The sequence below is a fragment of the Enterobacter quasimori genome (assembly GCF_018597345.1).
Classification (GTDB): domain Bacteria; phylum Pseudomonadota; class Gammaproteobacteria; order Enterobacterales; family Enterobacteriaceae; genus Enterobacter; species Enterobacter mori.
In genome coordinates this window covers 356149-369623 of record NZ_JAHEVU010000001.1, presented here as the reverse complement: position 1 = coordinate 369623, position 13475 = coordinate 356149, and the positions used below count along the sequence as shown (strand labels likewise).

13 protein-coding genes are annotated in these 13475 nt (G+C 55.9%); 9 read left to right on the top strand and 4 right to left on the bottom strand.

Going from position 1 to position 13475, the window contains the following annotated elements; all coding sequences use genetic code 11:
* Positions 1-25 precede the first annotated feature (25 nt).
* Together KK102_RS01725 and KK102_RS01720 are read left to right on the top strand one after the other, a co-directional pair.
* Positions 26-1621, top strand: coding sequence for an ABC transporter substrate-binding protein (locus KK102_RS01725; protein ID WP_216356799.1), 1596 nt, complete (start codon positions 26-28; stop codon positions 1619-1621).
* Between the two features lie 135 nt (positions 1622-1756).
* Positions 1757-2431 (top strand): DUF3313 domain-containing protein, encoded by a 675-nt coding sequence (locus KK102_RS01720; protein WP_010431033.1) that lies wholly within the window; start codon positions 1757-1759, stop codon positions 2429-2431.
* Between the two features lie 33 nt (positions 2432-2464).
* Here the strand turns inward: KK102_RS01720 and KK102_RS01715 are convergent, their stop codons facing one another.
* Entirely contained in the window at positions 2465-3361 is an 897-nt protein-coding gene (locus KK102_RS01715) for a DMT family transporter (protein WP_126544645.1), read from the bottom strand.
* Between the two features lie 173 nt (positions 3362-3534).
* Between KK102_RS01715 and KK102_RS01710 the strand changes: the two genes are divergently transcribed.
* Positions 3535-4407 carry an AraC family transcriptional regulator gene (locus KK102_RS01710; protein ID WP_126544646.1) on the top strand — a complete coding sequence of 291 codons (873 nt, stop codon included), beginning with the start codon at positions 3535-3537 and terminating at the stop codon, positions 4405-4407.
* On the opposite strand, the gene KK102_RS01705 is transcribed toward KK102_RS01710, so the two are convergent.
* Positions 4387-5553 (bottom strand): benzoate/H(+) symporter BenE family transporter, encoded by a 1167-nt coding sequence (locus KK102_RS01705; RefSeq protein WP_216356798.1) that lies wholly within the window; start codon positions 5551-5553, stop codon positions 4387-4389. The two genes, KK102_RS01710 and KK102_RS01705, sit on opposite strands and share 21 nt — an antisense overlap.
* Positions 5554-5648: 95 nt before the next feature.
* Here KK102_RS01705 and KK102_RS01700 point away from each other — a divergent pair, with 95 nt between their 5' ends.
* Together KK102_RS01700 and KK102_RS01695 are read left to right on the top strand one after the other, a co-directional pair.
* A complete protein-coding gene (locus tag KK102_RS01700) occupies positions 5649-6176 on the top strand; it encodes a helix-turn-helix domain-containing protein (protein WP_100166686.1) in 528 nt (175 codons plus the stop codon).
* An 80-nt stretch (positions 6177-6256) separates the two neighbouring features.
* Positions 6257-8221: a peptidase U32 family protein gene (locus KK102_RS01695; protein ID WP_126544649.1), complete on the top strand. Its 1965-nt coding sequence runs from the start codon at positions 6257-6259 to the stop codon at positions 8219-8221.
* On the opposite strand, the gene KK102_RS01690 is transcribed toward KK102_RS01695, so the two are convergent.
* Positions 8222-8452 (bottom strand): DUF2554 family protein, encoded by a 231-nt coding sequence (locus KK102_RS01690; RefSeq protein ID WP_100166684.1) that lies wholly within the window; start codon positions 8450-8452, stop codon positions 8222-8224. It abuts the gene before it with no gap.
* A 274-nt stretch (positions 8453-8726) separates the two neighbouring features.
* On the opposite strand from KK102_RS01690, the gene KK102_RS01685 reads away from it, so the two are divergent.
* Positions 8727-9089 (top strand): hypothetical protein, encoded by a 363-nt coding sequence (locus KK102_RS01685; protein WP_010431056.1) that lies wholly within the window; start codon positions 8727-8729, stop codon positions 9087-9089.
* Between the two features lie 151 nt (positions 9090-9240).
* Here the strand turns inward: KK102_RS01685 and ftrA are convergent, their stop codons facing one another.
* Positions 9241-10239 carry a transcriptional regulator FtrA gene (gene ftrA / locus KK102_RS01680; protein ID WP_120158350.1) on the bottom strand — a complete coding sequence of 333 codons (999 nt, stop codon included), beginning with the start codon at positions 10237-10239 and terminating at the stop codon, positions 9241-9243.
* Positions 10240-10312: 73 nt separating this feature from the next.
* Between ftrA and KK102_RS01675 the strand changes: the two genes are divergently transcribed.
* The 3 genes from KK102_RS01675 (at position 10313) to urtA (ending at position 13457) form a co-directional block, all read left to right on the top strand.
* On the top strand, positions 10313-10726 hold the full coding sequence (locus tag KK102_RS01675; protein ID WP_126544652.1) for a rhodanese-like domain-containing protein: 414 nt from the start codon (positions 10313-10315) through the stop codon (positions 10724-10726).
* A gap of 156 nt (positions 10727-10882) precedes the next feature.
* The gene (locus KK102_RS01670) at positions 10883-11986 is read left to right on the top strand and encodes a cobalamin-independent methionine synthase II family protein (RefSeq protein WP_126544653.1); all 1104 of its coding nucleotides are present in this window, start codon (positions 10883-10885) and stop codon (positions 11984-11986) included.
* 199 nt (positions 11987-12185) lie between these two features.
* Positions 12186-13457, top strand: coding sequence for an urea ABC transporter substrate-binding protein (urtA, locus tag KK102_RS01665; protein WP_126544654.1), 1272 nt, complete (start codon positions 12186-12188; stop codon positions 13455-13457).
* The last annotated feature ends 18 nt before the right edge of the window (positions 13458-13475 follow it).

Genomic DNA, 13475 nt, shown 5'->3' with positions numbered 1-13475 from the left:
CGAATTAAAAAGACAGGAATAAATGATGAAAAGCAAACTCACAACTATAGCGCTGGCGCTCGCGGCACTCACGGTCAGTTCCGCCGTTGCCGCGAAAACGCTGGTGTATTGTTCCGAAGGATCGCCGGAAAACTTTAATCCTCAATTATACACCTCGGGAACCAGCGTGGACGCCAGCGCCGTGCCGGTCTATAACCGTCTGGTTGATTTCAAACCCGGCACAACGGAGCTGGTGCCGAGCCTGGCGGAGCGCTGGGAGGTGAGCGACGACGGCAAGGTTTATACCTTCCATCTGCGTAAAGGCGTTAAGTTCCAGAGCAATAAATCCTTCATGCCGACCCGCGACTTTAACGCCGATGACGTGATCTTCTCGTTTATGCGGCAAAAAGACGTGAATCATCCCTACCACAACGTCTCTAACGGCAGCTACTCCAACTTCGAAAGCCTGGAGTTCGGTAGCCTGATAACCGCCATTGATAAAGTCGATGACCACACCGTGCGCTTTACCCTGGCTCACCCGGAAGCGCCGTTTGTCGCCGATCTGGCCTGGTATTTTGCCTCAATCCTTTCAGCGGAGTATGCCGACGCGATGCTGAAAGCGGGCACGCCGGAGAAGGTGGATATGGAGCCCATCGGCACCGGGCCGTTTAAGCTGGCGCAGTATCAGAAAGATTCCCGCATTTTATTCACGGCGTTCCCGGAATACTGGCAGGGTAAATCGAAGCTGGACCGCCTGGTCTTCACCATCACGCTGGATGCGTCCGTGCGTTTTGCGAAAATCGAAAAAAATGAATGTCAGGTGATGCCGTTTCCGAACCCGGCCGATCTGCCGCGCATGAAGGCGAACAAAGACATCACGCTGATGAGCAAGGCGGGGCTGAATACCGGTTTTCTGGCATTTAATACGCAAAAGCCGCCGCTGGATAATGTGAAGGTCCGTCAGGCGCTGGCGATGGCGATCAATAAACCTGCCATTATTGACGCGGTATTCCACGGTACGGGCACTGCGGCGAAAAACCTGCTGCCGCCGGGCGTCTGGAGCGCAGACAGCGAGCTTAAGGATTACGATTACGATCCTGAAAAGGCGAAAGCGCTGCTGAAAGAGGCCGGTTTTGCCAACGGCGTCAGCATCGACCTGTGGGCGATGCCGGTGCAGCGTCCCTACAATCCGAATGCGAAACGCATGGCCGAGATGATTCAGGCCGACTGGGCGAAGGTTGGCGTGCAGGCCAAAATCGTCACCTATGAGTGGGGGGAATACCTCAAGCGTGTGAAAGGGGGCGAGCATCAGGCTGCGCTGATGGGCTGGACAACAGCCACGGGCGACCCGGATAACTTCTTTGGCCCGCTCTTTACCTGTACGTCAGCCAACGGCGGGTCGAACTCGGCCAAATGGTGCTATAAACCCTTTGATAAAATTATTGCCGAAGCAAAATCGATAACCGATCAGAATAAACGTATTGCCTTGTACAAAGAGGCGCAGCAGATGATGCATGACCAGATGCCAGCCGTCATGATTGCGCACTCCACCATATTTGAACCGGTACGTAAGGAAGTGACTGGCTACGAAATCGACCCGTTTGGTAAGCATCTGTTCTGGCAGGTAGATATTAAGCCGTAATTTTGTCCTGCCCGGACCGCGTTCGGGCAGTCTTTTTGCAATTTGTGCTGCCTGCATCATTTTTTGCCACAACAAATCCCTTCATCTTTTGCTATAACTTCAAGTGCATACTTGCAGATAACATGGAATACCATCATGCGTACTCACACTTTTTTTAAAGTTGCAGTGCTTTCTGGTCTGTTGGCGTTGGCGGGCTGTGCATCGAAAGTTGCCGCTCCCGAACAATATTCAGGCTTTTTAAAAGATTATTCAGGCTTGCAGCAAACGACGTCAGCGACGGGGAAACCAACGCTGCGTTGGGTTGATCCTTCCTATAACGAAGCCAATTACGACAGTATTCTCTGGACGCCGATAACCTATTATCCGGCGCCAAAACCGACCACTCAGATTGGTCAAAAAACGCTTGATGAGCTTCTGGCCTATACCAATACCAAAATGAAAACGGCAATTGGTCAGCGTAAGCCCGTTGTGTCGACTCCAGGTAAACACAGCCTGATTTTCCGCGGGGCCATCACCGGCGTGAGCTCGCAGAAAGAAGGACTGCAGTTCTATGAAGTGGTGCCTGTCGCGCTGGTCGTAGCGGGTACGCAGATGGCTACCGGTCACCGCACAATGGATACGCATCTGTTCTTCGAAGGTGAATTGATTGACGCGGCAACGAACAAAACCGTCATGAAAGTGGTGCGTAAAGGCGAAGGGAAAGAGTTGGCTAACGAAAATACGCCAATGGGCTTCGCAACGCTGAAGCAAGTTGTGGATGACATGGCGACAGATGCCACCATGTTTGATGTGCATAAAACAGCGAAATAATGAATCAGGGCCTGCAGCGATGCAGGCCTTTTTTTATGCCGTTCTCAGTCGTCTGTACCAGGTTTCTGGCTTCGTAAACATCACCATATTTCCGCCCAAAATCAGCAATAGCCCAACAATCCCATTCACGTGCCACACGTATCCTTCGTAGATCGTCGAAATAGAGAGCGCAACCAGCGGGAACAGCAGGGTGCTGTAGGCGGCTTTACCCGGACCGATGCGTCCGACCAGCGTAAAGTAGGCGCCAAAGGCAATCACCGAGCCAAACAGGGCCAGATAGAGCAACGCACCGATGTAGCTTACCGTCCACTCCGGCATAAAATTGTCCCCTCTGGCGAGTGCAATACCGCCCATCACCAGCGTACCGTAGAGCATCGCCCAGGCGTTGGTGGTCATGGTCTCCAGACCGTTACGCTGGTGGCGCATGCTGATCATATTACCCAGTGAGAATCCGTATGTGCCCAGTGCAGACAGGCCAATGCCCGTTAGTAAAGAGGCGCTCCAGCCGCTTGCCAGCAGATCGTCCCAGAAGAGGGTGATGATCCCGACCAGGCCCAGCGCGGCGGCTGCCCAGAAGCGAGCGGGCGGGCGCTGTCCGAAGAAAATAAAGCTGTTAATGGCGTTATACAGCACCGCCATGGAGAAAATCACCGACTCCAGGCCGGTATTGATGTGCGCGGCGGCGGCGTAAAAGCACCAGAAATTGAAGCAGAAAACGCAGCATCCCTGCAGCAGGCAAAAGAGGTGATCCCGCAGGGCCATCTTGCGCAAACGGCGTAGGGCAAGTAAGACGATCATTATCGTGGCGGTGGCCACGGCAAAGCGCCAGAAAATCGACACCGGGGCCGGGACAGGTCCCTGCTGCAGAAAAATTGCAATCCAGGTCGTTCCCCATATCACGACCACCAGTCCATAGAGCAATGCGTTCATTGTTTCTCTCTTCTCATACCGCGAAAAGCACAGTCTGACCCGTCTGGCGCCGGGCTGCTTTCATCCCCTTGCGCTGGACTTGCAAATTCTTGCGCTTTTTTGTTGCGCGAAGGCTGGCATCGCGCGACAACACTTCTTAGACTGAGGGTCTGATCAACCATCCGTTCACGGCTATGCCTCACGCTTACGATACCTTTGAAACGCTACGCCAACAGAATGCAGTGCTCCGGGAAACGGTCGCGCTCAATTCCGGTATTCAACTGGCGGCGTGGTACAACAAGCACGATACGATTACCGTAAAAAGCAATCACCATACCCTCAGCCTGTACGTGGCCGATGGCTACGAAAGCTACCAAAAAACGCCGGGCGGCTGGAAGAATGGCGGCGGTCCGGACCGTTTCTGCCTGATGCCGAAAGAGAGCGAATCGACGTGGGATATCCGCGATGACCTGTCGTTTGTTCATCTGTACTGTACCGATGAACATCTGCGCGACGTTGGCGAAAAAATCTGGGATAAACGCCCGCTGTCGCTGACTCTGGATGAGAAAATCTTCGGCAGCGATCCGAAAATAACCGCGCTTTATCGCCAGTTTTTGCTTGGCTGCGACTGGCAGCAAAAAGCGAATCAGCTCGCCCTCAGTACCGCCTCTACGCTTTTACTGACGCATCTGCTCCAGAATTACGCCAGCGTGCAGTGGAAGCTGCCGGTCGTCACCGGCGGGCTGTCGCCGTTTGTGCTGCGAAACGTGCTGGCATTTATCGAAGAGCATCTCTCCCAGCCGCTGACGCTGGCCGATCTGGCCGATCAGGCTGCGCTGAGCGAGTATCACTTTGCCAGAATGTTTCGTCAGTCGATGGGGCTGGCTCCGCATCAGTACGTTATGCAGCGCCGTATGGAGAGAGCCAAAGCGCTGGTGCAGCATACCAACACGCCGCTTACGGATATCGCACTCGCCTGCGGGTTTAACTCCGCCAGCCACTTCAGCAACCGTTTTCGCAGCATAATGGGGATAACCCCGTCACAGCTACGCGCGGCGACGGCGTGAAAACACGGCGTAACAGAGGCCACCCAGCACCAGCCCCCAGAAAGCAGAGCCAATCCCCAGGATTGTTGCCCCGCTGGCGGTCATCAGAAAGGTGACGATCGCCGCGTCGCGTTCCGCCTCGAGATTCAATGCCTGATACAAACTCCCGCTGATGGTGCCGAGCAGCGCCAGACCGGCAAGCGTCTGGATCCAACTGAGCGGTAATGCGGCCATTAACCCTGCGATCGATCCGCCAAAAATGCCCGCCATGAGATAAAACGCGCCCGCAGCTGCGGCGGCAAGCCAGCGTTTACCCGCATCAGGATGGGCATCAGGGCTCTGGCAAATGGCGGCGGTAATGGCGGCGATACAGATGGAGAACACGCCGAAGGGAGATAACAGCAGCGCCAGCCCGCCCGTCACGATAATCAGCGGTGAGGCCGCCAGCGGATAGCCCGACGCTTTCATCGTGGCGAACCCCGGCGCGTTTTGCGAGGCCATGGTGACCAGGAAGAAGGGCACGCCGATGCTCAGCAGGCTGGTGAAGGTAAACGCCGGTGCGATAAATTGCGGCATAACGACAGAAAGGGCGATATCGCGTGTGACAACGTCACCTCCCGCCCATGCTACTGCGCTACCCACCAGCAGTGTGGCGACAATGGCGTACCGGGGCGCAAGGACTTTGGCCATCAGCCAGGCCGCAAGCATGCTCCCGCACAACAGAAAATGCCCGTCGAGATTGCTGAACGCCTGCAGGCCAAACCGCAGCAGCACGCCTGCCAGCATCGCGGCGGCAAGGGAATGCGGGATGAGCTTCATCAGGCGGGCAAATAGGCCGGTCACGCCACACAGTAAAATGAGCGCGTTGGCAAAGATAAAAATGCCGATGGTTTCGGCAAGCGTCACGCCGTTGAGGCTGGTGGCTAACAGCGCCGCGCCGGGCGTTGACCAGGCGGTGAGTACCGGGGCTTTGTACCACCACGATAACGCAAGGGTGCTGATGCCCATCCCAATACCCAGCGCGGTCATCCAGCCCGCAACCTGGTGCGCATTTGCGCCCGCCGCCGCTGCGGCCTGCCAGATGATGGCTGCCGAGCTGGCATACCCCACCAGTACGGCAACAAACCCGGCAAGGACGGCAGGAAAGAGAAGAGTTGAAGGGCGCATAAAAAAACTCCGTTGTGCGTTATAGCGTCCGGCATAAGGTAACACTGTGCGTTATAGCGTACAAGTGGTATGCTGTGTGGGTATCTGGAGGGACCATGGAAATTACACAACATCTTGCTCATACCCTGAAAACCGAGCGCCAGGCGCGCGGCTGGAGCCTGTCGAAGCTGGCAGAAGAGACGGGCGTGTCAAAGGCCATGCTGGGCCAAATTGAGCGCAATGAATCCAGCCCGACGGTGTCGACGCTGTGGAAAATCGCCACCGGGCTGAACGTACCCTTTTCTGCCTTCATCGCACCAGAGGCGGACGGGCAAGCCGTGTTTGATCCCCAGCAGCAGGCGATGGTTGTGAAACCGTTATTCCCGTGGGATGAAACGCTGAGGTTTGACCATTTTTCGATTACCCTCGCGCCCGGCGCGCTGAGCGAATCCACGCCGCATGAAGCGGGCGTCATTGAACATGTGGTGGTGATCAGCGGCGAACTGGAGATGAACATCGACGGCGAGTGGCGCACGATCCATGCTGACGCCGGAGTGCGTTTTGCGGGGGATAAACCGCACGCCTATCGCAACAGCAGCGCCCGGACGGTGCATTTTCACTCCCTTATTCATTATCCCCGCTGAGGCTACGCAAAACTGTTTCGCTGACGCATACTTCTGACTACAATAGCCGCCATTTTGACCATAACGGATAACGACGAAGTATGCGCCTGCAATCCCATCATCTTGAACTTTTAAGCCCGGCCCGCGACGCCGCCATTGCCCGTGAAGCGATCCTTCACGGTGCCGATGCCGTCTACATTGGTGGCCCTGGCTTCGGTGCCCGCCATAACGCCAGCAACAGCCTGAGCGATATTGCCGAGCTGGTGCCGTTCGCCCACCGTTTTGGGGCGAAAGTGTTCGTGACCCTGAACACGATCCTTCATGATGATGAACTGGAGCCTGCGCAGCGTCTGATTACCGATCTCTACCAGACCGGCGTGGATGCCCTGATTGTTCAGGACATGGGCGTTCTTGAGCTGGATATTCCGCCCATTGAACTGCATGCCAGTACCCAGTGCGACATCCGCACGGTAGAAAAAGCGAAATTCCTCTCTGACGTCGGTTTCTCGCAGATCGTACTGGCGCGCGAGCTGAACCTGAACCAAATCCGCGATATTCACCAGGCTACGGACGCGACCATCGAGTTCTTTATTCACGGTGCGCTGTGCGTCGCGTATTCCGGCCAGTGCAATATTTCTCACGCGCAGACCGGCCGCAGCGCCAACCGCGGCGATTGCTCGCAGGCCTGCCGTTTGCCGTACACCCTGAAAGACGATCAGGGGCGCGTGGTGGCCTTCGAAAAACACCTGCTGTCCATGAAGGATAACGATCAGACCGCTAACCTTGGCGCGCTGATTGACGCGGGGGTGCGCTCCTTCAAGATTGAAGGGCGCTATAAAGACATGAGCTACGTGAAGAACATCACCGCGCACTATCGCCAGATGCTGGACGCCATTATTGAGGATCGCGGTGACCTGGCGCGCGCGTCGGCCGGCCGCACCGAGCATTTCTTTATTCCGTCGACGGATAAAACCTTCCACCGCGGCAGCACTGACTATTTCGTGAATGCCCGTAAAGGGGATATCGGCGCGTTCGACTCACCGAAGTTTATCGGTTTACCGGTTGGCGAAGTGCTGAAAGTGGCGAAAGATCACCTGGACGTGGAAGTGACGGAGCCGCTGGCGAACGGTGACGGCCTGAACGTGATGATCAAGCGTGAAGTCGTGGGCTTCCGCGCCAATACCGTGGAAAAAACCGGCGAAAATCGCTATCGCGTCTGGCCAAACGAGATGCCAGCGGATCTCTACAAAGCGCGCCCGAACGCGGCGCTGAACCGTAACCTTGACCATAACTGGCAGCAGGCGCTGCTGAAAACCTCCAGCGAGCGTCGCATTGCGGTAGATATTGCGCTTGGTGGCTGGGAAGAACAGCTGATCCTGACCATGACCTGCGAAGACGGCATCAGCGTGACGCATACGCTCGATGGCCTGTTCGAGGTGGCAAACAACGCGGAAAAAGCGCTGAATAGCCTGAAGGACGGGGTGGCGAAACTGGGGCAGACGATGTATTACGCCCGTAACATCGACGTGAATCTCCCGGACGCGCTGTTTGTCCCCAACAGTCTGCTCAACCAGTTCCGCCGTGAAACGGCCGACATGCTGGATGAAGCACGTCTGGCGAACTACCCGCGCGGTAGCCGTAAAGCCGAAGCGGTGCCCGCGCCGGTCTATCCGGATACGCACTTGTCCTTCCTGGCGAACGTCTACAACCACAAAGCGCGTGAATTTTATCACCGCCACGGCGTGCAGCTGATCGACGCGGCCTATGAAGCGCATGAAGAGAAGGGCGACGTGCCGGTGATGATCACTAAACATTGTCTGCGCTTTGCGTTTAACCTCTGCCCGAAACAGGCGAAGGGGAATATCAAGAGCTGGAAAGCAACGCCAATGCAGCTGGTGAACGGCGACGAGGTATTGACCCTTAAATTCGACTGCCGCCCGTGTGAAATGCACGTCATCGGTAAAATGAAAAATCACATTTTTAAGATGCCGCAGCCCGGCAGCGTCGTGGCGTCAGTCAGCCCTGATGAACTGATGAAGACCCTGCCTAAGCGTAAAGGCAGCTAACTAGCGAAAATGGGTGTCTGGTTTGCGCGATTTCTGCCACTGGTGGTGCTCGCGCAAGCCTTCCGCTGACTCCTCCGCTGCGGTACGCAACTCATCGCTGTCGGCTTCATGCCGAAGCTGATGCTCCACGCTCTTCACATACAGAAATTCATGTCCTTTGTGCCCGGCCATCAGTTGACCGGAGAATAATGCGCACGTCAGTAATATTATCGATAAACCTTTTCTTAACATTATTTCACCGCAGCAGATTCTGTCGTGGCTATCATGGCAATAATTTCGTGGTGTTATTATTCAAAAAGACAAAGTAGCGAAAAGAGTTTGTCAATAACTGTAGTGAAGCGGCGATCTGGTAATATCCCGTAACCAATAAGAGGTCATCCATGCCTATTTTAGGAATATGCTGAATTACATTACCCCTGCCAAATTTGATATGTATCCGGCTCACCAAAAAGTAGAATAATCCTATATAATGGTATTCCTCTGGCTAAGGAATGAGTCTGATTAAATGAAAAAAATATTACCTATTGCGCTCGTGGTGGTTTCTGTTGGTGCAGTTGCAGGGATAGGCTATACCCGCACTGGCGCCCCGGAATATATCCAGTCGGCAGAATCCCGTGTGGGCTCCTATTTAACCAGCGATTACGGCCGTGTGGCGTGTATTAGCAGCCAAAAGAGCGAGCAGCGCTGGGAATTAGATTGCACCAATCAGGCAAAAGGGAAGTCATTCCAGTTTGCCGTATATCCTTCCGAAAAGGCGCCCTATGGCGTATCACGCTCTTTTTATCTTGAAGCGATTAATGATGACGCTAAACAGAGCGCGGAGCAGGGACTGATGCGTTACCTGCAAATAAATACCCAGGCAGGTTAAGCGGTCTGTTTACCTTTCGTTGAGTCTGATGGTGTTAGGTTGTATGGGATCCGCAGCCCGGCATGGAATGTCGGGAACGTAGATACCAAAATACAAATCTATCCATGCAAGCATTTACCGCCAGCTAATGGCGGTTTTTTTTTGCCCATATTCAGCCCGTGCGGGCGAACTGTTTGCGATACCGCGCAGGGGAAAGGGCGTAATGCTGCCGGAAATGGTGCCTCAGGGTAGCGGCCTGGCCAAACCCGGTCTGTTCAGCGATGCTGTCGATGCTTAATTTACTGTTTTCAAGATAATCTTTGGCGCGCAGCAGGCGTTCATTCAGCAGCCAGCGCGTAGGCGTGGTCCCGGTGGCGTCCTGAAAGCGCCGCAGAAAGGTGCGCTGACTCATGCCAACCCGACGCGCCAGGGAGTCCACGGTGTGCGCCAGAGCCAGATGCTGGTGCAGGAAATCAAACAGCTGGCCCAGACGCTGGCTTTCCCGCAGCTGGGCAACCGGACGGCTCAACTGCTGGGTTTGCGAACCGTCCCGATGCGGCGGAATGACCAGACGCCGCGCCACGCGGTTTGCCGCTTCCATGCCGTAATCCCGACGCACCACGTGCAGGCACAAATCGATTCCCGCAGCGCTCCCCGCAGAGGTCAGAATATCGCCTTCGTCCTGATACAGGACATCTTCAACCACGTCGATGGCCGGATAACGGGTTTTAAGCGCCTCAATGTAGCGCCAGTGCGTGGTGGCTTTGCGCCTGTCAAGCAGTCCGGTAGCGGCAAGTACAAAGACCCCTGAACAGATGGACAACAGCTGGCACCCGCGCGCGCTGGCCCGGCGTAAGGCATCACAAAGCGCGTCAGGTACGGCGGCGTCAATACCGCGCCAGCCCGGCACGAGGATTAAATCTGCACGCTCAAGCAGGCTCAGATCGCCATCGGCCAGAATACGGATGCCCCCCGTGGCCCGTAACTCGCCTTCATCCACGCCTGCAACCGCAAACCGATACCAGCTCTCGCCCATTTCCGGGCGCGGCAGGCCGAAGATTTCCACGGCCACACCAAACTCAAAGGTACACAAACCGTCATAGGCCAGAACGACGACTCTGGGAGGAGAAACCTGTCTTAAGTTTGTCATCTTTTTGCTGTTTTCTGGCATACGCGGACGCATTCACTGGCTGAATTTATGGATAGAGTAGTGTTAACACAAACACCCAAGATGAGGAAGGATCATGAGCTATGTTACTGAAATCCCGGCGGCAGAACCGCAGGAAGCCGTTGCCCATTTTCTGCATCGCCTGAGCGTCGAGACCGACTGTGCTGACGTGCATCATGCCATTGCTAACAATGAACAGGACTTTGTTTTGCTGCACGTGGTGGGTAAAGCAGAGCAGTTTGCCCGTCGCCACGTCCCCGGCGCGCTGCACTTGCCCTGGAGCCAGATCTCCGCAGAACGCATGGCGCAGTGGCCTGCAGGCACGCTGTTTGTCGTGTACTGCGCCGGGCCTCACTGTAACGGCGCAGACAGGGCTGCGCTTAAGCTCGCACGCCTTGGGCTGCCGGTCAAAATCATGCTCGGGGGGATTACCGGGTGGGAAGACGAAGGCTTCACGTTTGCTCATGAGGCATCGCCCGTTTCGCTGTGAAGATGAATTTTTTTCAACACAGGTGAAATTTTCTCGTTTGCCGGAATGCGGCAGATATGACATCTTTTTTGGACATTTAGACATCCAGAAGTCTAAAAATTCAAATGATGAATTATCACTGTTGGCAACCATTGCCGACAGACAGAGGAGATTTCCATGCAGCGACAACACGCCCCGTACCGCGCCGACGTAGTTGGCAGTTTTTTACGCCCGGATGCCATCAAGCAGGCTCGCCAGAAATTTGCCAACGGTGAGATTGATGCCGGGCAGCTTCGTGCGGTAGAAGATGAGGCCATCCGCCATGTTGTCGAACAGCAGTGCGCTTGCGGGCTACACGTCGTCACTGACGGCGAGTTTCGCCGCGCCTGGTGGCATTTTGATTTCTTCGACGGCCTGCAGGGCGTGGAGCGCTATGATTCGCAGCAGGGCATTCAGTTCAACGGCGTGCAGACCAAGGCCCACGGCGTTCGCGTGACGGGCAAGCTGGGCTTTGGCGAGCACCCGATGCTGGACGATTTCCGCTACCTGAAAAGCATTAGCGGCAACGCGCAGCCGAAGATGACCATTCCAAGCCCGAGCGTGCTGCATTTCCGCGGGGGACGTAAAGATATCGACGCTACGGTTTATCCCGATCTGGCTGATTATTTTGACGATCTGGCGACCACCTGGCGCGATGCCATCCGCGCGTTTTACGACGCGGGCTGCCGCTATCTGCAGCTGGACGATACCGTCTGGGCCTATCTCTGCTCGGACGACCAGCGCCGTCAGATCCGCGAGCGCGGCGATGATGCCGATGAACTGGCGCGGATCTATGCCCGCGTGCTGAATAAAGCGCTCGAAGGCAAGCCTGACGATCTGACCATCGGGCTGCACGTCTGTCGCGGTAACTTCCGTTCGACCTGGATTTCCGAAGGCGGCTATGAGCCAGTGGCCGAGGTGCTTTTCGGGACGGTCAACGTTGACGCGTTCTTCCTCGAATACGACAACGACCGTAGCGGCGACTTTGCGCCATTGCGTTTCGTGCGTCCGGGCAAGCAGCAGGTGGTGCTGGGCCTTATCACTACCAAGAACGGCGAGCTGGAAAACCCGGAAGGGGTGAAGGCGCGTCTGGAAGAAGCGGCGAAATACGTGGCGAAGGAACAAATCTGCCTTAGCCCGCAGTGCGGCTTTGCCTCGACAGAAGAGGGCAACAGCCTGAGCGAATCCCAGCAGTGGGATAAAGTGCGTCTGGTGACGCAGATCGCCAGCGAAGTCTGGTAAGCCTCCTCCAGCGCTGCATTATAAAAGTGCAGCGCTGATTCATTCTGAGTCGTTCTCTTTACAACCCGCGCGTCATCTCCCGCCATTCCGCTCTCTCCATTCTGGCATCCTTTTTGCTCTCCTGAAGCTGACACACTGTTTATCTGCGTCCCTGCGGTATCGGACGCTTTCGCACAGCTTTCTTTTCAGGAGTGAAAATATGCACCGTCGTACCTTGTTAAAAGCTTTTGCACTGTCGGCCTCCGTGGTCGCGATGGGAATGAGTTTTGGCGTGCAGGCTGCCGATACCATCAAAGTGGGGATTATGCACTCGCTGTCCGGCACGATGGCGATCTCCGAGACGCCCCTGAAAGACGTTGCCCTGATGACGATTGATGAGATCAACGCCAAAGGCGGCGTGCTGGGCAAGAAGCTGGAGCCGGTGGTGGTTGACCCGGCGTCGAACTGGCCGCTGTTTGCCGAGAAAGCCCGTCAGCTCATCAGCCAGGATAAGGTGGCGGTGGTGTTCGGCTGCTGGACGTCGGTGTCGCGAAAATCCGTGCTGCCGGTGTTTGAGGAGCTGAACGGCCTGCTGTTCTACCCGGTTCAGTACGAAGGTGAAGAGATGTCGCCGAACGTCTTCTATACCGGCGCCGCGCCGAACCAGCAGGCGATCCCGGCGGTGGAGTACCTGATGAGCGAAGACGGCGGCGCGGCGAAGCGCTTCTTCCTGCTGGGCACGGACTACGTGTATCCGCGCACCACCAACAAGATCCTGCGCGCCTTCCTGCATTCAAAAGGCGTTGAGGATAAAGACATTGAAGAGGTTTACACCCCGTTTGGTCACAGCGATTACCAGACCATCGTAGCCAACATTAAGAAATTCTCCGCAGGCGGTAAAACGGCGGTGGTGTCGACCATCAACGGCGATTCCAACGTTCCATTCTATAAAGAGCTGGCTAACCAGGGGCTGAAGGCTACCGATGTTCCGGTGGTGGCGTTCTCTGTCGGTGAAGAGGAACTGCGTGGGATCGACACCAAACCGCTGGTGGGGAACCTGGCGGCGTGGAACTACTTCGAATCCGTGGATAACCCAACCAACCAGACCTTCGTGGCGGATTACAAAGCCTACGCCAAAGCGCACAGGCTGCCGAATGCCGATACCGTCGTAACCAACGATCCGATGGAAGCCACCTATGTGGGCATTCACATGTGGGCGCAGGCCGTCGAAAAAGCAGGCACCACCGACGTGGATAAAGTGCGTGCCGCGATGGCGGGCCAGTCCTTTAAAGCGCCGTCTGGGTTTACGCTCACCATGGATGCCACCAACCACCACCTGCACAAGCCGGTCATGATTGGGGAAATCGAGGGTAACGGTCAGTTTAACGTGGTCTGGCAAACCGACGCGCCGGTGCGCGCCCAGCCGTGGAGCCCGTTCATCGCCGGAAATGACAAAAAGCCTGACCAGCCGATGAAAACCGCCAGTAACTAAGCCATCACCGCAGGGAGA